Origin of the sequence: Agrobacterium tumefaciens, from assembly GCA_025559845.1 — a bacterium.
Classification (GTDB): Bacteria; Pseudomonadota; Alphaproteobacteria; order Rhizobiales; family Rhizobiaceae; genus Agrobacterium.
On the sequence record CP048469.1, the window covers coordinates 1,271,522 to 1,290,527 of the forward strand.

The window sequence follows — 19,006 nt, forward strand, 5'->3', positions numbered from 1 at the left end:
CCTGCCTTCGGGCGGGGTTTCCCGAACAGGTCATGGAGTTTGAAATGACGAATACAGCTACTTCCCCCACAATACCCCCGCGTCCGCGCTACTACGACGATGCAGTTCGTGAGACGGCGGTAGACGGCATTCTAGAAGACGTCTGTGAATGGCTGCAGGACAACGCGCAATTCGAAGAAAGCCGCGTTCGCGAGGCGCTTCTGAGGTGCCTCGATACGAACGGCTATGAATATGCTCAGAACCTCGCGCGCCGCCACGGTTGGGCACCAGATGCTCGGCTCGTCGAAATACTTGATGGTTTGTCTCTCGATGCTGCGCACCGGAAAGCGTGCATTGATTGGGTGAAGGCGCATGACGTGAAGGTGCCGTTTGAGGTGGGCGCATTGGTTAGTACCGTGCGCTACGCAAAAGCGAAGATCTTTGCGATTGAAGAGAAGTACGGGTGGCTGATCGTCCAGGACGACGCGTGGACGCATGGTGATGGCGGTCACATCATCAATTTCGAAGACGCCATCCCGATCATCGGCACCATTGACGATGCTGCACCAGCGGAAGGCGGTGCGGCATGAGCCATCGCGTCACCGGTCGAGACCCAATCAAGCGGCACCGTCAGAAGATTGTCGAGGCATCTGACATCGCGAAGAAAGTCTATTTCGAGGAGATGCAGCGGGGCGCAATGACGTGCAACGCATTCCATCTCGCTTTTTGCCGCGCCCTCCGCTCCGGAATCGTCGAAACAGCTATTGAGGTCAGTCAGCTTCCAGAGGGAGAGGCACTGCTCGCCAGCCTTGCCCAAGAGGCGGAGGGAGGTGCTGCATGACGAACGAAGATCTCCGCAAGCGCTGGGCCGAAGCAAATGAGCGCGTCGAGCTGCTGGACAAGCAGCGGTACCAGCTCCTCGCACATACCGAACAGGAATGGCTCGAGGCTCAGACTGCGTTTCAGAAAGTCGTCGACGAGTGCGTGAATGGCGATGCCTTTTTGTGCACTGCCTGTGACACGCCAATTTTCCCTGGCGATCAATTCCACGCTGGCGCCACTCCTCTTTGCTACGAGTGCGCCCCGACATTCCAGTCGATGCTTAACGAGCCTGAGCTGTTCGTCGACCTTATCAACGAGAAGCCATCGAGCCCCGAAGATCTTCGCGCTGCGTTCGATGCTCACATCGCCGCCGGCGGCAGCCCTGACGACAAGATGGTGGAAGTATATGAGTGATCGCCCGATCTTATTCAGCGGCGAGATGGTCCGCGCTCTATTGGCCGGTCGCAAGACACAGACGCGCCGGGTGCTAAACCCTCAGCCTGCAAACTCGGATAAGTTCCACGGCTTCGTAGGCGTCGGAGAGACGCGTGCCGTATTCGGAAAAAGCGACTATCCGCCTGGCGAGCCTAAGACGGTGAAGGTTCGCATCGGTATCGGCGACCAGCTTTGGGTGCGCGAGACGTGGCAAGGGTTGTCGTTCGGCGATTATTTGCCGACGAAGAGCAGCGCTTGCGACGTTAGATATGCCGCGACAGATCCTTGCGCTGATCTGGATGCCGAAGCCCGCGGCTACCCATGGCGCCCTTCAATTTTTATGCCCCGCTGGGCGTCACGCATTACCCTGCTCGTGAAAGACGTAAGGATCGAGCGTCTACAGGATATCAGCGACGATGATGCCATCGCGGAGGGCGTTGAGCAGACGATTGCTCCTGTTGCCGGACGCGATGTGGACATCGACGGCTTCTATTGGCCCGGTGGCCCGAAACGAATGTTCGCTAGCCTCTGGGACCGTGTGAATGGCAAGGGCGCATGGGACGCCAACCCATGGGTGGTGGCGTACACCTTCGTCACGATCAACGCGAATGTCGACAAGGTGGCAGCATGAGCTATTCCACCTTCGACGACATGCCCCGCCGGAATCGCCGGTTGATCCTTCGCGATGAGGGTATCGCCCGCCGCGCCGGGAAATGGAGCAAGTGGGAAACGCTCAGGTTCCCCCGCGGCAGCGTCCACACCCACGGCTGGACCGCCGACATACTCATAGCTCACCGGAACAACGTGTTCAGCGTGCTTGATCGCACTTTGCCCGATGGCACGCGCCACCTGGCTATCACTTCGCTTTCCGGCGTTCGCCCGACGTGGCCGGAGATGCAGCGCATCAAGAACGAGATTGCAGGTCCAGAGGCGACCGCGGTCGAAGTCTACCCGCCGCAAGCCGAAATCGTCGACGACGCCGACATGTATCACCTGTGGGTGCTGCCTGCGCCCCTGCCATTTTCTCTGCACTCGAGGACGAACAATGACTGAACCGGTCAACCGTGATTTTATCATCAAATCCTTCACTGAGGTGGACAGGGATCTCGTTTCGTTGACCACGAAGCGCGTCGGGGATGCCGTCAATTCCGTGATGCAACTCGTCGATACGCCCGAGAAGGCTCACCATATTGGGCTGGCTGCCCTCACCGCGGCACTCGGCGTCATGGCCGGGACACACGCGGCCTATCACGGCGAAAACAGTGAATTCGACGACATCGCCTATGCCCGCAAATGCTTGGACATGATGCAGATCGTGCGATCGGCCAAGAACGGCACCGAGATTGAGAAAGCTCTAGAAGCCGTTCCTGACGAGGCGAAAATCAAGCACTCGATCGAAGCAATCAGCTATTTGCTAAATCGTTCACAGCGCGACGACAGACTCTATTACCAGATAGGTTTTGGCACCGAATCCTTCCGTCTTCTAACGGTCGCCTTGGCAGCATTGACCGACGTCGACCACGCCTCTGTCGAGAAGAGGTATTCGCGATGAAGGCGTCCTTACTGAATATCCTTCAACACTCCCTTGGCCTCGACGAATACGGGCGCGGCACACCCTATCGCAACCACTTCGTAACAGGTGAAGGCAGCAAAAATCACGCTGACTGCTTGGCGCTTGTCGATGCTGGGTACATGGGGATTCGTAAAAACCATCCTCTCGCAGGCGGGGATGACGCTTTCTGGGTAACAGAAGACGGTAAGCGCGCAGTGAAGGAACATAGTCCAGCCCCTCCTAAGCTGACACGGGGGCAGCAGCGCTATCAGGCGTGGCTCGACTACGACGGCAGCATGTCCTTCATCGAATATCTGAAATGGAAATCGCATCAGCGGAAGGTGGCAGTCCATGGCTGAAACCTCCGCTATCGAGTGGTGCGACGCCACCGTGAATTTCTGGTGGGGCTGCACCAAAGTCTCGCCCGGGTGCGATCATTGCTACGCCGAGACATGGAACGCCTTTCGTGGCAACGGCGAATGGGGACCAAATGCCCCTCGCCGCAGGATCGCAGGCGCTCCCTCTCTGATCCGCCGACTGAATAACAAATCCGCTCGCACATTCTTCTCAGAGCACGGCCGGTTGATGCGCGTGTTCATGCAGTCGATGTCCGACACCTTCGACAACGAGGTGGCAGACACATGGAGGCATGAACTCTTCAAGGCGGCTGCCTGGGCGACCAGTCTGCAGATCATCTTCCTGACAAAGCGCGGCGCGAACGTCGCCAAAATGGTGCCTGAGACCTGGCTGGACCGTTGGCCCCGCCACATCGGACTGATGTTCTCCATCACGAACCAGCGCGAGGCAGACCGGGATATCCCGCGCCTTATCGATCTCAAGCAGCGTCTCGGCCTGCCGTGGATCGGTTTGAGCATGGAGCCGCTTCTCGGCCTCACCCGTCTCAAGGCTGAATGGCTGGACCATATCGATTGGGTGATAGTTGGAGGCGAGAGCGGCAAGGACGCCCGCCCGATGCATCCTGACTGGCTAGACGAGATCAAGAACGCCTGCACGATGCGCCGCCATCCGCGCAAGCCGGTACCGTTCCTGTTCAAACAGTGGGGCGAATGGGTGCCTCATGACGTGGCGCGCAAACTTCCCAGCGTCAAGCCAATGGCGCCCTACCCGATGATGAACCTGCGACGCGAGAACAATGCGTTCTCAATGACCAATCTCGGCACCGTGGTGATGGTTCGCGTCGGCAAGAAAGCCGCCGGCCGAGAGATCTACGGCACCGAATACCTGCAGTTTCCAGAGGTGTTCGCAGCATGAGCGAAACTGCTCCACTTTTCGCAGGCATCGGTGGCCACCACAGCACTCGCGCCCGAACAGATGAATGGCTAACGCCGCCGAGCATCATTGACGCGCTTGGTGGTTCATCGTCGTTCGACCTCGACCCATGCTCGCCCGTTGTGAGGCCTTGGCCCACTGCAAAACGGCATCTCACGGTCGAGGATAACGGGCTCACGAAGCCTTGGAGCGGACGGGTTTGGCTGAACCCGCCATACTCCACTTCCGTTATTGGACTGTGGCTGGGCCGTCTCGCTCATCACGATGACGGCGTGGCGTTAATCTTCGCTCGCACCGAAACCGATGCGTTCTTCCGTTTCGTGTGGGAGCGAGCAGCCGCGCTGCTGTTCCTTCGCGGGCGCATCAATTTCCATCTGGTTGACGGGAGGCGTGCGACGAAAAACAGCGGCGCGCCGTCAGTTCTTTGTGCCTACGGTCTCGATAACGCAGTCCAGCTCGGCGATTGTGGCATTGATGGCCAATTCGTGCCCCTCCTCCTTCCTCGGTTCTGGACCGGTGCCAGCGTGGCGCAGACATGGCGGGAGGTGTTGGCGGCGTTCATGGCCGAGAAGCGCGGGCCGGTCGCTCTTGCGGAAATCTACAGGGCGCTTGTTAGGCACCCAAAGGCGCGCAGCAACCGGAACGTAGAGGCAAAGATCCGGCAGGAGTTGCAGCGCGGTCCGTTCATTCGGGCGGGTAAAGGGTTTTGGGAGGCTGCCGCCCATGACTGACCGAATCGCCTGCATCAACCCCACCTGCCGCCGCACCGCCGCCCAGGAAAAACACCCGGGCTCGACGTGGATCATCTGCGGCAAATGCTGGAAGGCAATTCCCGCTCGATATCGAGCCCGTTGGAATTCGTTGAAAAAACGAAGCCGGAAGCTCGACCGCATCTTCGACAAGCAAAAGCCCGCGCAGCCAGATCGGCTCGAGCAATGGCAAACCATCGACCGCTTCTACAGGCAGTCGTGGGACAAGCTCATCTCGTCAATCACCCACTATTTTACCGCCTCAGAGCAGCCAGTCGGCCTCGAGGATTATATGAAGGAGAACGGCCTTGGCTGAGGAAAATCAACATTGGGCCATTGAGGTCCGCGTCGACGGGGAACAGGTAATCACCCTAGAAAGTGATGGCAGCCTGGCCGGTATCTCGGACATTCAGCCCTCCTGCCAAGAGGCTATACGAACTGCGGCAGATCATATTACGGCCTTTATCGGACGTCGCCCACCAGAGATCGATATTATCGATCTGCGAGAAGCTGGGTCGGACGGCGGTAGCCTGATGGGATATTGGGCGAAGGGACACCATGAGCGCCACGCCTTCGCGGAAGCCGTCAATCAGCATACTGGCGCGGACTACTACTACGACAAACGTTACGTGAGCTGGGAACGGCGTCTTCCCGGCAGCACCGATGTTGTCCGCCATGAGTGGTGGCGAGCCGTACCGTTGTCCGGAGAGCCGGGGCACAGCGTCTATCAAAGTGCAGAGCCGCATTCCCGCGGCGCGTTCCCTGTCACCGTTACAACGATCGTCGAGGATCGGGAGCGTAAGGCTGTCCAGCGCAACATCGACGAGTACCACAAAGGCAGCCGCAGCGGTTTCGCCGAAGGGCTCAATTGGGCGCTGCGCCAGCTCGACAACATCGACGAAGAGGCCGGCAAGAAGCTGCTCGCTCGCTACCGCGAAAGGGACAAGGCATGAGCGACAAGGATTCGGCAGCGCTCGATATCGTAGAGGCCATTTTCACGGACATCCGTGGTCGTGCAGTCATCAAGTGGCTGTTCGACACCCACGGATCGGAACACTTCATTGCCAAGTTCGATGACGGCGAAGAGCTGCGGGGTATCGACCTCGAGGTGCAGGGGCAGATCAAAGCCGCCTGGCAGGTGCTTGTCAGAGAGGGTTTGGCGAAATTCAGTCGCCCCACTGGATGGCGCTGTTTCCATTGCGACGAGGTTTTCACGACCGAGCAGGATGCCCGCCTTCACTTCGGTATGGATCAGTGCAGCGACCCTGCCTGCAAGATCAAACTCGGCGCAGAGAAAAGCCTGCTCGTCGCGCTCCATCGCGCCGAAACCGAGCTGCAGGACGCATGGGCCGCGATCCACAACGAGAGCACGGAAGCCGCCAAGGCCTATTATGCGCAGCAGTCTCGACATGGCGAGCAGCTCCGCGCAGCAGAGGAGCATGGGTACGAGCGCGCCGTCGCGGACAGCGCGACTGTTTTCCGCGAAAACGACGAACTGCGGGCGATAATTAGCAAATGCGCTGACGCTCTCGGGACTGGTGCGTTCATCTCGCAGAAGTGCACCATGGAATTCATGCAGCAACTTCCGGCGGAAATATCGTCGACCGTGCAATCCCTTCGCTCCTGCGCAGAAGCATCGCGTGAGCTGGCCTCTTGGGCGGGATGTATCAACTGGCGCGGAGGCGAAAATCAAAAGGAGTGGCTGAACGAACTTCGTCAGCACATCTCGCAAGTTGAGGCTATCACGCAGCCATATATCGCTAGCCAGCAGGAGAATACCAATGAAGCCAACTGACACGGAACACCCCCGCATTTGGCTCGAGCCAAAGGGCGCACCAGACCGCTGCTGGTGCTCTGACAACCAATGGGGCGATGAAGGCGTTGAGTACATCCTTGCATCTGCGGCGCAACCGCCATGTGACCACGATTGGTTCGCGATGGTCGATCCAGCTAGACCCTTGACCCATGCGATCGCCTACTGCTCGAAGTGCGGACAAGACGGCAACGGAAGAACTGTGATGACGCCGGCCTACAACCCTCAACCCCATCTTATGGCTTCGCCCTGTTTCTCGCACGGTGGGACAAATGCGGGCGGGGCCCCTCCCGCGCCATCCCCAGCCGTGAAGGCTTTGGAGTGGATCGTTGCCCACCCTGCGGAAAGTAATGCAGTTGTTTGGGATTTAGCAAAGAACGCCCTCTCCGCACAGGTGCAGGACGTGGCGCGAGACCTTCCGTCCGAGTTCGAGAAATGGTGGGATGATGCCGGCCATTATGTCGGCGGCGTGGTCAAGATGACGTACACGCAGCGCAAACAGCTTGCTTGGGATGCGTTTTTCGCGTCAGCCAACCCCGCCGCACCCACAAAGCAGGAGGGCTGAGTTTTGACCTGCGACGTATGCCAAGGCTCAAAATACATATGTGTACCGGTCGCTCTAGCGCTCAGCACTTTTGTAAACGAAAGCGGTGTTCCCTCGAGCAGTGAGACAGTAATCGATCGCAAGACCTTTCCTTGCCCCCAATGCTGCGGGAAGCAAGCTGCCGACGAACGCATCGAGATCGCGGGCGTGGCGCTGGACGTGCCTGATTATGATGATGCTAGTGCCGAACGGTTCTACAAGGACCAAGCCGCACGCGTCCTCGCGAGCAACTTTCTCAAGCACGCTTCTATCGATTTCAAAAAGACCCCTCACCCCTACAAGCCCCTCCAATTTGAGATGACCGGCGTCGTCGGCCTCGTAACGAAGGTGCAGGTAAACCGCATCGAGGCCCGAGCAAAGGCAGAGGCGGCGAAGATTGTCGAGGAGGTGATTGAGGTCGCCACTCGTGACATCGAAACGTGGGGAAGCGCGTACACCGGCCTTGATGGCCCAATCGAAAAACGGATGGCAGTTCGGTTTATCCGGGCAGCTTTTCAGAAAGTGAAAGAGGGATTGTAAATGGGAGATCGCAACGAGAATTCGATTTTGTTGAAATTAATGGAGGTCCAAGACGCCGACGACGCTGCGCAGGCCCAGCTCCGCGCCGAAAAGATCGCTGCAGAGCGCCAGGCAATTGTCTCGGAAGCCTATCGCCAGATGCCTGCAGACCTGCGTGAGAGAGCCAAGGAATGGGGTGTTTCGGCCTTGATGGAGCTCGTCTGGCTCAACGGCTGGGATTGTGGGTACCGGCAGTCCTTTCGTGACAGCGCCGCCGTTCCGGTTCGGGAGGAATAGTATGGCCTACGGAGATTATGACGGGCCAGATAAGCCCGATAAAGGCGAAGAAAACGGAAGCTGCGCCCGTACGCTTTGTCAGTGCGGCCCGTCACGTTGGTATAACCATGGCTCATTCAAATGGTATTGCGACGACTGCCGTAGGGATATCCAGTTCGACATTTTCAATCTGAGGGATTGGGAGAGAAACTGGCAGCCGCGCTTAGGGCATCCGATGTTCGAAACCCGCGAAATGATCGTTGCTCGAGAGGCTGACCAATGAGTTACAGCCTACTTAGCCGAAAACTTACAAAGGCCCGCATCCCACACCGATGCATCTGGTGTTGCCATGAAGTCTTGGTTGGGTCGCTGTATGTGAGAGAATGCTCTACTTATGACGGCCATTTCCAGAATTTCGCATGGCATGAAGCCTGCCGAAAAGATGCAGACGATTACTTCGACGACGGTGGTTGCGAAAACTTTACTTCCGGCAACGACATGCCGTTTTATGCGCTCTATGAGTTGGAGAAAGCAGCGTGAGCAAGTTCACCGAAGCGCGTTTCTCGCAATTGTGCGCCTACATCGCTACGAACGCAGCGAAATGGGCGGGCGATACACTCACCCTCCCCGAAAATCACCATCGCCAGGCTGACCCGGCGATGGTCAAGCGTTTCACCAATGAGATGCGAGAAAGGCTTGACCGTCTCGACGAGTTGGCGTCTCGCGGCGATTAAGCCGCTATCCGCTTTTTCCTCGAAGGGGCCGGGTTCGGCCCCTTTTTGTTTATCCGGATAGGTCCGTTCACGAATTCATCGAGCGAAGGGGCACCATCCAAGACTAGATCCGCATAGATCTGCGCCAGTTCGCAACGGCGGTCTATATGCCGGGAGCGGTTATAAGTGCCCTCAACCTTATCCTTCGGCGTATGCGCGAGCATATGGTCGATGGTGCGATACTCGAGCGGGAAACGCTCATTCATGATCGTCGAGAATGAAACACGGAAGCCGTGCGGCACGTGATCGCCGTAATATCCCGCCCTATTCAGCATATAGCCAAGCGCGTTAGCTGACATCGGCTCACTTGGCCGCCTGGTGTTCGGGAACACATACTTGCCTCGTCCAGTCAACCGGCGCAGCAAAGCGATTATGTCCAGCGCCTCACGCGGCAGCGGAACGAAGTGGTCGAAATTCTCGTCGCCTTTTCTGCTCTTCTTGAGCTTCATTCGAGCCGCTGGAACTCGCCAAACGGGGTTGTCCGGGTCAAGATCATCCCACTCTGACCACGGCGTTGCTGCCAATGTTCCTGGCCGAACAAAGGTGAGAATGAGAAGACGAATGCCAAGTTTAACGAATGGCCGGCCGGGTGTTGCACAGACGTCTTTGAGGATTTTCTGTACCGCCGGAACTGTCGTGACCGCCGGGTGTCTACCCTTCTCGAGCGGCGCCAATGCATCCTGCACTACGGCTGCAGGATCGGATGACGCCCGGCCTGATGAAATCCCATAGACGAACACTGCAGATATTCTCTGACGGAGACGTTTCGCCGTTTCAATCGCACCGCGCTTTTCGACCAGCCTTAACACACCGAGAACGATGGGAGCATCGATGTCTTTGATCGGCAGCTCTCCGATGTGCGGTATCACGTCACGTTCAAGCGTGTGCCAGACCTCATCCGCGTGAGCTGTCGACCAGGCCACGCTCGCCAACTCAAACCACTCTTTTGCCACGACCGCGAACGTGGCCTCAGCATCGGATCGCTGAATCGCTTTCTCGAGCTTCTTTTGGGCGGATGGGTCTTTGCCGGATTTCAAAAGCTGACGTGCTTCGTCACGAGCGCGTCGCGCATCGAGCAAACTCATCTCAGGATAATCGCCTATGACGAGGGTTTTTTCCTTGCCTAGAAATTCGTAGCGATATCGGAAGGTCTTGTTACCCGCTTTGCTGACATGGAGGTGCAGGCCATTGGTGTCTGCAATTTTGTAAGGCTTCTCTTGAGCCTTCGCTTTTCGAATCGCCGTGTCGGTAAGCACGCCCACTTCCTTGTACCCGGTTTTTGAATGCCCTGTACCCGGTTTCGTACCCGGTTTTGACCGGGATAGTACGGAACGTTATGGGAACCAGTGGGAATATATGAACCGGAAGAGCGTTGGCGCGCAAGGGCGAACGGGAACAAAAGGGAACGTATGGGAAACAAATGTGGCAGATGGGGTGGGATTCGAACCCACGGTACGCTCTCACGCACGCCGGTTTTCAAGACCGGTTCCTTAAACCACTCGGACACCCATCCCTGCAGTGGTGAGGCTTTATAGCGGTTTGAAAAAAGCCGTCAATCCCGCTAACGCCATGATGCGCCCCGCCCCGTCATAATCCACCGGTGATCTGCAGAGAGCTTATTGCCCCGGCGTGGTGCCCGGTGGCAGGAGGGAGCCTTGTCCCGTGGGGACGGCCGGTATCTGCTGGCTGGTTTCGAAGAAGGCGATGCTCAGCACGATCGCGATCAGTACCAGCAGAAGCCCGACAAAAACCAAACCCGACTTGTCCATTCGTCTGCGCATGGGCGTGATGATATGTCCAAATGTGTGCAATTCGAGGCGACCGGGCAAATCCGGTGCCGCGTGCAAACCTGCGACCATCCCGTCGCCATTGCAACGGTTTATGCCGGAAACGGTGTCGGATTTTTGCAATGCAAGGGAAACGGGCCGGCATCTGCCAGGCGTTTTTCAGGCGGGAAGCTTGTTCTGATTGGCCGGCTTGCGGTTCGAAACGGGTGTCGAGGCAAGGTAGAGAACGTAATCGTCGGCAGCATCGGCTAGCGCCAGCGCCGCCTCTTCCTCCCGCCAGCCATTTGCCACGGCATTGACGATCAGGGCCCGCGCAGCAGCAATAAACGTTTCCCGGCATTCGGCGATCCGGGCCGTCTGGTCAACTGCAAAACGTGGGGGTTGAATTTGCTGCATGACGGCAGATTGCCATTACTGCCTTGCTTCCGCAAGTCATTGATTAAGCGATAGTTAATATATCAAGGTGTGAGACAGTTTTGTATCATAGTGGCACGAAATTGCGCAGCGCAGCGCCGCAAAACGCCCTTTTCAGCGGCAAATAGCCGGGCGCGCAAACCTACCCTGCCCGATGGGTCGGGGGTGCTGACATGTTTTTTAGCAAAGCGTACCGATTGGGACGGATGTGACCTATCTCATCCACGACATAATGAGCTATTCATTATTCATCGCTCCCGGGCATTGCCCAACTTTCCCCGAGCGATCAACCTTGCCCCGCTTATCGCGGGGCTTTTTTATTTCGGGCTTGCGTGTTTCAAGCCCGCCAGATGCCTCAGACGTCAATGCCCGGACGGTGCCCGTCATAGCGCAGCAGGTCTTCGAACAGGTCGATGATGGCGGGCGGCAGCGTATCGGAAAGCTCGGCGATGATTTCCGTGGCCCGGTTATAGGAATAGATTGCGCACAGCGTCAGAACCAGCAGCACGATCCACGGCCACATGGCTTTCTTGCGGGGTGGTCGTGGCGGGGGTGGTGGGCCTTGGTCGACAGCCATCTTTCTCCTGCCCTTCTTTCAGTGCGTGTCAGCGCGCTCTCGCACGCGGTTCGCCGCCCGGTGCATAGGCGGTCTTTTGCAGAAAGCGGAATATATTGCCGCATTGCGCGCAGCGTATCATGTATTCCGAAGGATTGCCGGAAGGACGCTCGGCGCGAAACCCCCTCGGCATCTCGTCAATGCGGAAGTCCACATCCGGCAAACGCTTGTCATCCAGTTCCGAGGCTTCGGCAAAACCCTGGTGGCCGCACTTCGAACATTCGAGTTTCCGGGAATATCTGTCGCGCGCTGCCATTTGCCGTCCTTTTTACTGTCAAAGGTCAGGTAGCAGCGACGAATGGGCATTTCAATGGTTCGGGCCGGACGTTAAGAGTAAAGAGTGGCCGAATCCCATGTCCTCTGCGGCCAGCAGGCGCGTTTGCCGCTGCGGTCGCGTCGATCTTTCCGGACAGTTTTATCGCCGTGGACGTCTTGAGGGGCCCATGCAGAACGAAACGCCCTTCTTCTCTTCCCGTTTCCGCCTCGTGCTCTCCGCTTTTGCAGCCCTGTCCCTTGTTCTTCTGGCGGCGCTGTGGTTTGCGGCGGGCTGGTATGGCGAGCAGATCCTCAATGCCGGGCACACGAGCTCGACCGATCCCGTCACCGTTACCATTGGCAATGACAGGCTGCAGCTTGCCAAAAACACCATCCGCGTGCCCGCGCAGCGCCAGGATGGCGAATCGGACCGGGTCGATCTTTATCTGACCTGGCCGGATCTCGGCGGATATGGCGAAGCGAATCGCAAGGTTTTTGATAATCCGGACAGCACGGCCGACCTTATCTTCATACAGATATCGCGCAGCACCATGTCGGAGGATATGTCCGGCCGCTTCCTGCCGATCTACGCGCGGCTGGCGGAAGGAGAGCCCCTGCCCCTGCGTTACGGCCTGATGCTGCACCGCCTGAAAGCCGATTCCGGTTACGGCAAGGAAGTCATTCTGACTGGAAAGCGTGACAGCGAGACCGACTTCGTGGTGCGCTGCCTTTTGCCGCAAAAGCCCGAGGAATCAACAGGAAACGATTGCCAGCGGGATATTCGCGCCGGTCAGGACCTGACCATCTTCTACCGCTTTTCCGCACGCCTCCTGCCGCAATGGCAAAAACTCGACCAGGCACTGAAAACTTATGTCGAGGCCCGCCTCAATAAAGGCTGAATACTGCGGGAAGCCCCGTCCCGCAATGCGCTCGAAAAGTCGCATTTTATGGAATCCGGATACCCTTCATAAACCACTTGGTAACGCCATCTCGATAAAGTTCCGACCCATAGAGTTCGGGCGGGGCGTGTCCGAGCGGATTATGAATATGCGATTGAAGAGTTCAGCGGTGTTGAAAATTCTATCTGGAGCACATGTGCGCAAAGCGGGTGTGAAGTCTTTCGTCAGGTTCGTTGCGTTGACCCTTGCTGCGGCGTTCATGGCCGCAACATCCGTTCAGACCGCACAGGCAGAACCGAAGTATGCCGGCATCGTCATCGATGCGAAAACGGGCAAGGTTCTGTATGGCGAAGACCCCGACGGTCTGCGCTATCCGGCCTCGCTGACCAAGATGATGACGCTTTATCTTACGTTTGAAGCGTTGAGCTCGGGTCGTATCTCTCTCGACTCCAAGGTTCCGGTTTCGGCCAATGCCGCAAAGGAGCCGCCTTCCAAGCTCGGCGTTCGCGCCGGTGGCAGCATCACGGTTGAACAGGCCATTCTGGCGCTGGTCACCCGCTCTGCAAACGATATGGCAACGGCACTTGGCGAATATCTCGGCGGATCGGAAGATCGTTTCGCCCGCATGATGACGGCAAAGGCACGCGCTCTCGGCATGACCCGCACGACCTACCGCAATGCCAATGGCCTGCCGAACACCGCGCAGATGACCACGGCACGCGATCAGGCCCGTCTCGGCATCGCCCTTCGCCAGCACTACCCGCAATATTACGGTTACTTCAACACCCGCACCTTTACCTTCGGCAAGCAGGTCATCGGCAACCACAATCGTCTGGTTGGCACGGTCAAGGGCGTTGACGGTATCAAGACCGGTTACACCCGCGCTGCAGGCTCCAACCTTGCAACCTCGGCACAGCTTGATGGCCGCTCCATCGTTGCCGTTGTTCTCGGCGGCCGTTCCAGCGCAGCCCGTGATGCCACCATGCGCAAGCTGGTTGCCACCTATCTGCCGCAGGCTTCGCGTGGCGGTAACTCCAACCTGATTGCCCAGACGCGTTCCGCGCCGATTGAGGAGCCGATTGCACCAGCCGCACCGGTTGCCATTGCTGCCGCTGTGCCTTCCGCACCGGTTGCCGCAGCCTCCGCTGGCGGTCTGCCGCACTCCGGCCCGGTTCCGCAGGCCCGTTACGGCGATGAAGCACCTGTCAGCGCCTTTGCCGGTTCGTCTTCCAACGCGGCTGTCAACGCGATGGAAATGGCAACGACCCGCCAGAAGGCAAAGACCCAGGCACCTGTTCCCGTCGCCCCGATTGCGCCGGATCGCAGCCTGATCACCAACTCCACCAAGGTCGACAACATCGTCACCGCGTCCGTTGCAGCCTCTGCAGCCAAGCCTGCCATTGCCCCGAAGATGGAAGCACCGGCCAGCGGCTGGGTCATTCAGATCGGCGCTTCGCCAGACGAAACCTCGGCCCGCAACCTGTTGCAGTCGGCGCAGGAAAAAGGCGGCGCGGCACTGCGCTCTGCCAAGCCCTTCACCGTCGCCTTCAACAAGGACGGCTCCCAGTTCTACCGCGCCCGCTTCGGTGGCTTCGATGGTCAGAACGCTGCGGTCAATGCGTGTAATGCGTTGAAGAAGAAAGGCGTAAGCTGCTGGGCCTCGGCACAGTAGTCGTCACCCTGAACGGGCGGTGCCTCAAGGTTTTGGCGCCGCTCAAATCCCCTCGAATTTGTATTGTGTAACGAGGCGTTCAAAGATGGCAATCAACGAGAATTTTTCGGACATTGCAGCAGGCAACGGTCAGGGCAGCCTGTCCGTTCTGCACCCCATTCATGAGGCCGCAATGCGCATTGCCGATATCGGCCTCAACCGTTCCCGGCATAAGACGCGTGATCTGGTCAACCTGCTGCTTTCCCACGGCGCCCGCGCATGGCGCAGCAACCAGCCGGAAGCGAAGATCCATCTTCACATTTCCGGCCGCTCTGGCCGCGCGCCCATTCACATGAAGCTGCGCTGAAACGCGACTGTCCGAACAGCAATAACAAAACCCCGCGGCGCCATCGGTTCCGCGGGGTTTTTTGTCTTTTCAGCCGGAATGGCCATGGCGCACCTGCCCTGCCGGCCCGTTTCTCAGTCAGGCGTTCTTGCCATCGTTATCAGGTCGTCGCGGTCGGCGGTGTTCGTTGCAAGGACGTTGACGCACATCACTTGCAGCCGCTGGCACGCGCAAGGCGCTCGCATCCCTCCAATGCCCTGCTCCGGAACGATCTTCGGCTGTGCTGACGAAATGCGGCTGAGCAAGCCAGAAGGAAAGCGATCTGCTCTCGCCATGTCGATGGAGGAAGGACGCCGCGTGTTCACCAGCGCGCCGCATCGATGCGCAGCAGGCCCGCCGGCAGCGCCCATTCCGGTCCCCTGCCATCGACGCGAACCGGGAAAGTCAGCCGCCTCGCCGGTCCCCAGGATGTTTGTTCCAGAGCAGGAGCCAGATCGGCATCCCTGTCCTCGAGTTTCGATCCCTGAAATGGCCGGGCACCGGCGCCCGTCAGCAAGGCCGCCGTTCTGGCAAGTGACAGGCGGGCGGAAAACCTCGTGCCGGTTGCCTGCGCGTGGCGCAAGGCGCGCAGCACGGCTGCGGCGATCAGATAGCCCGTCGCATGGTCAAGCGCCTGCACCGGAAGCGGCACCGGTTGCGCGCCGCCGGATCGTGTCATGCCTTCATCGGCAATGCCGCAGCTCATCTGCACCAAACTGTCGAAACCACGCCTGCCCGCCCAGGGACCGGTCCAGCCATAGGCATCAAGGCAGACATCGATCAGGCCGGGCGACAGGCGCTGGCGCTCTTCATCGCCATAACCGAGCTTTTCCAGCGCACCGGGGCGGTAACCATGCACCAGCACATCGGCCTTTGAGAGCAGGGCTTCAAAGGTGCGGCGGTCGTCGGCACGGTGCAGATCAAGCCCGGCGCGGCGTTTGCCCACCGTCACCTCCGGTTCCACGGCCGGTTCGTTCCAGTCGGGTGGATCGATGCGCAGCACATCAGCCCCGAAACCCGCCAGAAACCGCGTTGCCACCGGCCCGGCCAGAACGCGGGTCAGGTCCAGCACCCGCAGGCCAGCGACCCCGGTGATCCTGCGTCCCTGCCCGATGTCTCGCCACTGGATCAGCGGCTCTGCCGCCACCGCCTGCCCTTGCGGATGCGTCCTCCATTCCTCGAGGCTGCGCATGGCGGCCGCCGCACCGCCCACCGCCACGATCGCCGCTTCCAGCTCGTCCTTGTTCCGGGCGGCAACCGCCGCTGAAACGCTCTCCCTGTCGCCGGCGCAGTCCAGCACCTGCAGCGCGGCGTGGCGGTGGTGCGGCGCATTGGTGTGCAGCCTGATCCAGCCATCGGCAGCGCGGTAATCGCCGGCAATCGGGTCCCATATGGACGGCAGGCTCCAGCCGGCAGGGCGAAGGCTCATGCTGAACCACATCAGCGATAACCGGCGGTCAACCGAAACCGCCCGCGCACCTGTCAGTCCCGCAAGCTCGCCTGCGGCGGCGCGCACCGAGGCCTCCGCCAGATCGGACACCCGGAAACACGACGGTAACTCACCGTCACCGCTGCGTGACACCTCTGCTGCAGGGGCAAATTCGCGCCCCAGCGCCTCGTTGATCTCCCTGTCGAAATCCTGCGTCACCTTCGCCTCCATCGCTGCCTGCCTTCAATGCATGATTGGCGCATGAGACCGCCGAGTTGACCGGCTGTAAATCTTGATCAATATAATCAATATGAATTCTCTTGACTGGATCGACGCCCACACGGCCTGTGCGATGCTCGGCGTCAAACCGCAGACGCTTTATGCCTATGTCAGCCGTGGTCAGGTGCGGGCCGAAGCGGATGCCGAGGACGCGCGCCGCAGCCTTTATGCGCGCCCGGATGTGGATGCCCTGCTGCAACAGAACCGACGTCCCCGCGCCCGTGCGGAGATTGCCGAACAGGCGATCAGATGGGGCGAGCCCGTGCTTTCCACCGCCATTTCAGAGGTGCGCGACGGTATGCTCTGGCTGCGCGGCCTGTCGATCGAACACTGCGCGGAGCATTTCACGCTTGAGGATATGGCCGTGCATCTGTGGGCCGTCAGTGCGGTCGATGCGCCGGAGAGCGAGGTGGCGTCATCCCTGCCCAGTCCGCTCGGCCGCGCATTGGAGGTTCTCAGCCGGGAGGTGCCGGCGGCACCGAAACTGAAGCCGGATGCGGCTGCGAAACAGGGCGGCAGGCTGATGTCCCTTGTCGCCAATGCCCTCCTCGGTAAATCAGCATCGGGACCGATCCACCTGCGTCTCGGGCAGAACTGGGGTCTGGATGCATCCGGCTGTGACGATGTGCGCCGTGCCCTGGTGCTGCTGAGCGACCACGAATTGAACCCGTCCACCTTCGCCGTGCGCATCGCCGCATCAACAGGCGCAAGCCTTCCGGCCGCCCTGCTCTCCGGTCTCGCCACACTCAGCGGCCCGCGCCACGGCGGTGTCGCCACGCTGGCGCGGGTGGCGCTGCAAGCCACGGAGAGCGGCAAAATGCAGGCATTCCTCAAGGATCATGCCGACCAGTCACCCTATGGTTACGGCTTCGGCCATCCGCTATACCCGGAGGGTGATCCAAGGGCACGCCTCATCCTCGCCCGCCTCGGCGCGACAGCATCGCCGGTCGCCGCAGTCTGGGCGCTCTCCAGTGAAATCGGCATTCCACCCAACATAGACGCCGCCCTCGCCGCCTTGAGCCTGGTGCACAAACTACCCGACGATGCCGCCTTCACGATCTTCGCAACCGGAAGACTGATCGGCTGGATCGCCCACGCCATCGAACAACAGCAAACCGGCGAAATCATCCGCCCGCGCGCACGTTATCGCGGGAGCGTGTAACCATGTCACTCATCAGAGACATTAGGTGACAAAGGGCATGATATCCACGCCGTCGCCGGGAAAGACGGTGATGTGCGGGTGGTCCTGAAAAAGCCGTGCGGCGTCGTCGGCGCTCTCTGCCTCAACCACCAGATAACCGCAGAACGGATTGACCGCAGCCTGTATGCCATCTCTGCTAACGCGCGTCGTCTTGCCCACCATGCCGCCGCGATCCAGAATGGACGCGGCGTTTTTCTCCTCCCACGCCGCCCATGCCTTGACGCCGACGGCATCGACAGCGTCCCGCTCGGATTTCGGCATCCGCCGAAAGGCCGCGAGGTCTTCGGGCGTCATGGTGTAAACGGCTAGAAAACGCGGCATGGACCACCTCCACAGTCTGCAACGATCACCAAGCTTACACCGCAAGTCTGCAAACCAGTCACGGAATTTCAGAGTGGCCTGCGCGGGTGTCGCGGCAAGGCAGGCATGAGGCGCGACCCTGCCGCATCTGCCTTCCCGCTTCACAGCCTTTGCCGGTTTAAATCCGCACTGCCGGTTCCGCCTGATAGGCGGCGTGAAGCAAGGTGTTGAACGCGTCCGACACGGGTATCTCAAACGAACCGATCCTGCGGATTGCGACGGCGGGCGTCCATGAATTCATCAGCGCGGCACCGGCGAAGCTTTCGGCATCTGCAAGGCTGATGTCTTCCGTTCGGGAGCGGATGCCGAGTTTCGCAAGCTGTCGCTCGACGATCTGCATGGTGACGCCGTGCAGGATATCGGCCTTCGGCCATATCACCGATTGCCCATCCCAGAACGCCAGATTCCAGATGCTGGCTTCGGTCAGGCGCCCCTGTTGATCGACAAACACGGCATCGTCAAAGCCGTTGCGTGCAGCCTGACGCATCGCGTAGGTCTTCATCGGCTCACCCACCTGCTTGATGCTGGCAAGCGCCCTCTGGTGGTGAACGACATCCAGCGCGACAGGTCCGCCCGGACCCGACGATGCCGGAAAGCTCCGCACCAAGATGGCCGGATCGTCATAAGACGCTTGCGCTGTGAACTCCCCATGCCGCGAAAACACAGTGGCGGTCAGAGAAAGGTTCTGCGGCCCGGCCGCAACCGCCATGCGCAGAAAACGGCTGATGTCGGCATCGCTCCGCGCGCGGCCAAACATTGCCATCGAGGCGGTGCGAAGGCGTGTGAGATGCAGGTCCAGCCCCCGCACCTTGCCATCACGAACCTGCATTGCGGTAAAATGGGCAAAGCCCGCAAAGGCCAGCGGCGACAGATCCGTCGCGGTCGCCTCGTTTCCATCCAGCATGGTCACGAAGGAAGGATGTTCTTGCATGGTCTCTT

At 59.5% G+C, this 19,006-nt stretch carries 30 protein-coding genes and 1 tRNA gene; 22 read left to right on the plus strand and 9 right to left on the minus strand.

Going from position 1 to position 19,006, the window contains the following annotated elements; translation table 11 throughout:
• Positions 1 to 44: 44 nt before the first annotated feature.
• From FY156_06285 to FY156_06370, 18 genes are read left to right on the plus strand one after another with little or no spacing between them, the layout of a single operon-like run.
• Complete coding sequence (locus FY156_06285; protein ID UXS01126.1) at positions 45 to 569, plus strand: hypothetical protein; 525 nt, start codon at positions 45 to 47, stop codon at positions 567 to 569.
• Positions 566 to 820: a hypothetical protein gene (locus tag FY156_06290; GenBank protein ID UXS01127.1), complete on the plus strand. Its 255-nt coding sequence runs from the start codon at positions 566 to 568 to the stop codon at positions 818 to 820. Before FY156_06285 ends, FY156_06290 begins: the two co-directional genes overlap by 4 nt.
• Positions 817 to 1,215, plus strand: coding sequence for a hypothetical protein (locus tag FY156_06295; protein ID UXS01128.1), 399 nt, complete (start codon positions 817 to 819; stop codon positions 1,213 to 1,215). Before FY156_06290 ends, FY156_06295 begins: the two co-directional genes overlap by 4 nt.
• On the plus strand, positions 1,208 to 1,867 hold the full coding sequence (locus FY156_06300; GenBank protein ID UXS01129.1) for a hypothetical protein: 660 nt from the start codon (positions 1,208 to 1,210) through the stop codon (positions 1,865 to 1,867). Before FY156_06295 ends, FY156_06300 begins: the two co-directional genes overlap by 8 nt.
• The gene (locus tag FY156_06305; GenBank protein ID UXS01130.1) at positions 1,864 to 2,289 is read left to right on the plus strand and encodes a hypothetical protein; all 426 of its coding nucleotides are present in this window, start codon (positions 1,864 to 1,866) and stop codon (positions 2,287 to 2,289) included. The genes FY156_06300 and FY156_06305 overlap by 4 nt, the downstream gene beginning before the upstream one ends.
• Positions 2,282 to 2,788: a hypothetical protein gene (locus FY156_06310; protein ID UXS01131.1), complete on the plus strand. Its 507-nt coding sequence runs from the start codon at positions 2,282 to 2,284 to the stop codon at positions 2,786 to 2,788. Before FY156_06305 ends, FY156_06310 begins: the two co-directional genes overlap by 8 nt.
• Entirely contained in the window at positions 2,785 to 3,147 is a 363-nt protein-coding gene (locus tag FY156_06315; protein UXS01132.1) for a hypothetical protein, read from the plus strand. Before FY156_06310 ends, FY156_06315 begins: the two co-directional genes overlap by 4 nt.
• A complete protein-coding gene (locus tag FY156_06320) occupies positions 3,140 to 4,060 on the plus strand; it encodes a DUF5131 family protein (GenBank protein UXS01133.1) in 921 nt (306 codons plus the stop codon). Before FY156_06315 ends, FY156_06320 begins: the two co-directional genes overlap by 8 nt.
• Entirely contained in the window at positions 4,057 to 4,809 is a 753-nt protein-coding gene (locus tag FY156_06325) for an adenine methyltransferase (protein UXS01134.1), read from the plus strand. Before FY156_06320 ends, FY156_06325 begins: the two co-directional genes overlap by 4 nt.
• Positions 4,802 to 5,143, plus strand: a complete 342-nt coding sequence (locus FY156_06330) for a hypothetical protein (GenBank protein ID UXS01135.1) — start codon at positions 4,802 to 4,804, stop codon at positions 5,141 to 5,143. The genes FY156_06325 and FY156_06330 overlap by 8 nt, the downstream gene beginning before the upstream one ends.
• Positions 5,136 to 5,780 carry a hypothetical protein gene (locus FY156_06335; protein ID UXS01136.1) on the plus strand — a complete coding sequence of 215 codons (645 nt, stop codon included), beginning with the start codon at positions 5,136 to 5,138 and terminating at the stop codon, positions 5,778 to 5,780. The genes FY156_06330 and FY156_06335 overlap by 8 nt, the downstream gene beginning before the upstream one ends.
• Positions 5,777 to 6,622 carry a hypothetical protein gene (locus FY156_06340; GenBank protein UXS01137.1) on the plus strand — a complete coding sequence of 282 codons (846 nt, stop codon included), beginning with the start codon at positions 5,777 to 5,779 and terminating at the stop codon, positions 6,620 to 6,622. Before FY156_06335 ends, FY156_06340 begins: the two co-directional genes overlap by 4 nt.
• Complete coding sequence (locus FY156_06345) at positions 6,609 to 7,205, plus strand: hypothetical protein (GenBank protein UXS01138.1); 597 nt, start codon at positions 6,609 to 6,611, stop codon at positions 7,203 to 7,205. The genes FY156_06340 and FY156_06345 overlap by 14 nt, the downstream gene beginning before the upstream one ends.
• A gap of 3 nt (positions 7,206 to 7,208) precedes the next feature.
• Complete coding sequence (locus FY156_06350; GenBank protein ID UXS01139.1) at positions 7,209 to 7,763, plus strand: hypothetical protein; 555 nt, start codon at positions 7,209 to 7,211, stop codon at positions 7,761 to 7,763.
• Between the two features lie 39 nt (positions 7,764 to 7,802).
• Positions 7,803 to 8,039 (plus strand): hypothetical protein, encoded by a 237-nt coding sequence (locus FY156_06355; protein UXS01140.1) that lies wholly within the window; start codon positions 7,803 to 7,805, stop codon positions 8,037 to 8,039.
• A gap of 1 nt (position 8,040) precedes the next feature.
• Positions 8,041 to 8,301 (plus strand): hypothetical protein, encoded by a 261-nt coding sequence (locus tag FY156_06360; protein UXS01141.1) that lies wholly within the window; start codon positions 8,041 to 8,043, stop codon positions 8,299 to 8,301.
• Positions 8,298 to 8,558 carry a hypothetical protein gene (locus FY156_06365; GenBank protein ID UXS01142.1) on the plus strand — a complete coding sequence of 87 codons (261 nt, stop codon included), beginning with the start codon at positions 8,298 to 8,300 and terminating at the stop codon, positions 8,556 to 8,558. Before FY156_06360 ends, FY156_06365 begins: the two co-directional genes overlap by 4 nt.
• Positions 8,555 to 8,752 carry a hypothetical protein gene (locus tag FY156_06370; protein UXS01143.1) on the plus strand — a complete coding sequence of 66 codons (198 nt, stop codon included), beginning with the start codon at positions 8,555 to 8,557 and terminating at the stop codon, positions 8,750 to 8,752. Before FY156_06365 ends, FY156_06370 begins: the two co-directional genes overlap by 4 nt.
• Here the strand turns inward: FY156_06370 and FY156_06375 are convergent.
• The 6 genes from FY156_06375 to FY156_06400 all read right to left on the minus strand — a co-directional run bounded on the left by FY156_06375 (position 8,749) and on the right by FY156_06400 (position 11,864).
• The gene (locus FY156_06375) at positions 8,749 to 10,053 is read right to left on the minus strand and encodes an integrase arm-type DNA-binding domain-containing protein (protein ID UXS01144.1); all 1,305 of its coding nucleotides are present in this window, start codon (positions 10,051 to 10,053) and stop codon (positions 8,749 to 8,751) included. The genes FY156_06370 and FY156_06375 overlap by 4 nt on opposite strands.
• A 161-nt stretch (positions 10,054 to 10,214) precedes the next feature.
• A tRNA-Ser gene (locus FY156_06380) sits at positions 10,215 to 10,304 on the minus strand.
• Positions 10,305 to 10,407: 103 nt separating this feature from the next.
• A complete protein-coding gene (locus FY156_06385) occupies positions 10,408 to 10,650 on the minus strand; it encodes a hypothetical protein (GenBank protein UXR99976.1) in 243 nt (80 codons plus the stop codon).
• 87 nt (positions 10,651 to 10,737) lie between these two features.
• Positions 10,738 to 10,926: a hypothetical protein gene (locus tag FY156_06390; protein UXS03043.1), complete on the minus strand. Its 189-nt coding sequence runs from the start codon at positions 10,924 to 10,926 to the stop codon at positions 10,738 to 10,740.
• A gap of 421 nt (positions 10,927 to 11,347) precedes the next feature.
• On the minus strand, positions 11,348 to 11,569 hold the full coding sequence (locus tag FY156_06395; protein ID UXR99977.1) for a hypothetical protein: 222 nt from the start codon (positions 11,567 to 11,569) through the stop codon (positions 11,348 to 11,350).
• A gap of 28 nt (positions 11,570 to 11,597) precedes the next feature.
• Positions 11,598 to 11,864 carry a hypothetical protein gene (locus FY156_06400; protein UXS01145.1) on the minus strand — a complete coding sequence of 89 codons (267 nt, stop codon included), beginning with the start codon at positions 11,862 to 11,864 and terminating at the stop codon, positions 11,598 to 11,600.
• A gap of 187 nt (positions 11,865 to 12,051) precedes the next feature.
• On the opposite strand from FY156_06400, the gene FY156_06405 reads away from it, so the two are divergent.
• The 3 genes from FY156_06405 to FY156_06415 all read left to right on the plus strand — a co-directional run bounded on the left by FY156_06405 (position 12,052) and on the right by FY156_06415 (position 14,780).
• Positions 12,052 to 12,762, plus strand: a complete 711-nt coding sequence (locus tag FY156_06405; GenBank protein UXS01146.1) for a hypothetical protein — start codon at positions 12,052 to 12,054, stop codon at positions 12,760 to 12,762.
• Positions 12,763 to 12,910: 148 nt separating this feature from the next.
• The gene (locus FY156_06410; protein UXS01147.1) at positions 12,911 to 14,434 is read left to right on the plus strand and encodes a D-alanyl-D-alanine carboxypeptidase; all 1,524 of its coding nucleotides are present in this window, start codon (positions 12,911 to 12,913) and stop codon (positions 14,432 to 14,434) included.
• 85 nt (positions 14,435 to 14,519) lie between these two features.
• The gene (locus tag FY156_06415; protein UXS01148.1) at positions 14,520 to 14,780 is read left to right on the plus strand and encodes a hypothetical protein; all 261 of its coding nucleotides are present in this window, start codon (positions 14,520 to 14,522) and stop codon (positions 14,778 to 14,780) included.
• A gap of 340 nt (positions 14,781 to 15,120) precedes the next feature.
• Here the strand turns inward: FY156_06415 and FY156_06420 are convergent, their stop codons facing one another.
• Entirely contained in the window at positions 15,121 to 16,458 is a 1,338-nt protein-coding gene (locus FY156_06420; protein UXS01149.1) for an acyl-CoA transferase, read from the minus strand.
• Between the two features lie 79 nt (positions 16,459 to 16,537).
• On the opposite strand from FY156_06420, the gene FY156_06425 reads away from it, so the two are divergent.
• Positions 16,538 to 17,668 carry a citrate synthase gene (locus FY156_06425; GenBank protein ID UXS01150.1) on the plus strand — a complete coding sequence of 377 codons (1,131 nt, stop codon included), beginning with the start codon at positions 16,538 to 16,540 and terminating at the stop codon, positions 17,666 to 17,668.
• Between the two features lie 21 nt (positions 17,669 to 17,689).
• Here FY156_06425 and FY156_06430 read toward each other — a convergent pair whose 3' ends face one another.
• Entirely contained in the window at positions 17,690 to 18,028 is a 339-nt protein-coding gene (locus FY156_06430; GenBank protein ID UXS01151.1) for a hypothetical protein, read from the minus strand.
• A gap of 157 nt (positions 18,029 to 18,185) precedes the next feature.
• Complete coding sequence (locus FY156_06435) at positions 18,186 to 18,998, minus strand: aminotransferase class IV family protein (protein ID UXS01152.1); 813 nt, start codon at positions 18,996 to 18,998, stop codon at positions 18,186 to 18,188.
• Positions 18,999 to 19,006: the final 8 nt, after the last annotated feature.

Bases quoted from the DNA above. Each gene is read 5' to 3' on its own strand.
- FY156_06285 (UXS01126.1), top strand. From the start codon at position 45: ATGACGAATACAGCTACTTCCCCCACAATACCCCCGCGTCCGCGCTAC.
- FY156_06290 (UXS01127.1), top strand. From the start codon at position 566: ATGAGCCATCGCGTCACCGGTCGAGACCCAATCAAGCGGCACCGTCAG.
- FY156_06295 (UXS01128.1), top strand. From the start codon at position 817: ATGACGAACGAAGATCTCCGCAAGCGCTGGGCCGAAGCAAATGAGCGC.
- FY156_06300 (UXS01129.1), top strand. From the start codon at position 1,208: ATGAGTGATCGCCCGATCTTATTCAGCGGCGAGATGGTCCGCGCTCTA.
- FY156_06305 (UXS01130.1), top strand. From the start codon at position 1,864: ATGAGCTATTCCACCTTCGACGACATGCCCCGCCGGAATCGCCGGTTG.
- FY156_06310 (UXS01131.1), top strand. From the start codon at position 2,282: ATGACTGAACCGGTCAACCGTGATTTTATCATCAAATCCTTCACTGAG.
- FY156_06315 (UXS01132.1), top strand. From the start codon at position 2,785: ATGAAGGCGTCCTTACTGAATATCCTTCAACACTCCCTTGGCCTCGAC.
- FY156_06320 (UXS01133.1), top strand. From the start codon at position 3,140: ATGGCTGAAACCTCCGCTATCGAGTGGTGCGACGCCACCGTGAATTTC.
- FY156_06325 (UXS01134.1), top strand. From the start codon at position 4,057: ATGAGCGAAACTGCTCCACTTTTCGCAGGCATCGGTGGCCACCACAGC.
- FY156_06330 (UXS01135.1), top strand. From the start codon at position 4,802: ATGACTGACCGAATCGCCTGCATCAACCCCACCTGCCGCCGCACCGCC.
- FY156_06340 (UXS01137.1), top strand. From the start codon at position 5,777: ATGAGCGACAAGGATTCGGCAGCGCTCGATATCGTAGAGGCCATTTTC.
- FY156_06345 (UXS01138.1), top strand. From the start codon at position 6,609: ATGAAGCCAACTGACACGGAACACCCCCGCATTTGGCTCGAGCCAAAG.
- FY156_06355 (UXS01140.1), top strand. From the start codon at position 7,803: ATGGAGGTCCAAGACGCCGACGACGCTGCGCAGGCCCAGCTCCGCGCC.
- FY156_06360 (UXS01141.1), top strand. From the start codon at position 8,041: ATGGCCTACGGAGATTATGACGGGCCAGATAAGCCCGATAAAGGCGAA.
- FY156_06365 (UXS01142.1), top strand. From the start codon at position 8,298: ATGAGTTACAGCCTACTTAGCCGAAAACTTACAAAGGCCCGCATCCCA.
- FY156_06385 (UXR99976.1), bottom strand. From the start codon at position 10,650: ATGGTCGCAGGTTTGCACGCGGCACCGGATTTGCCCGGTCGCCTCGAA.
- FY156_06395 (UXR99977.1), bottom strand. From the start codon at position 11,569: ATGGCTGTCGACCAAGGCCCACCACCCCCGCCACGACCACCCCGCAAG.
- FY156_06400 (UXS01145.1), bottom strand. From the start codon at position 11,864: ATGGCAGCGCGCGACAGATATTCCCGGAAACTCGAATGTTCGAAGTGC.
- FY156_06405 (UXS01146.1), top strand. From the start codon at position 12,052: ATGCAGAACGAAACGCCCTTCTTCTCTTCCCGTTTCCGCCTCGTGCTC.
- FY156_06410 (UXS01147.1), top strand. From the start codon at position 12,911: ATGCGATTGAAGAGTTCAGCGGTGTTGAAAATTCTATCTGGAGCACAT.
- FY156_06415 (UXS01148.1), top strand. From the start codon at position 14,520: ATGGCAATCAACGAGAATTTTTCGGACATTGCAGCAGGCAACGGTCAG.
- FY156_06420 (UXS01149.1), bottom strand. From the start codon at position 16,458: ATGGAGGCGAAGGTGACGCAGGATTTCGACAGGGAGATCAACGAGGCG.
- FY156_06425 (UXS01150.1), top strand. From the start codon at position 16,538: ATGAATTCTCTTGACTGGATCGACGCCCACACGGCCTGTGCGATGCTC.
- FY156_06430 (UXS01151.1), bottom strand. From the start codon at position 18,028: ATGCCGCGTTTTCTAGCCGTTTACACCATGACGCCCGAAGACCTCGCG.
- FY156_06435 (UXS01152.1), bottom strand. From the start codon at position 18,998: ATGCAAGAACATCCTTCCTTCGTGACCATGCTGGATGGAAACGAGGCG.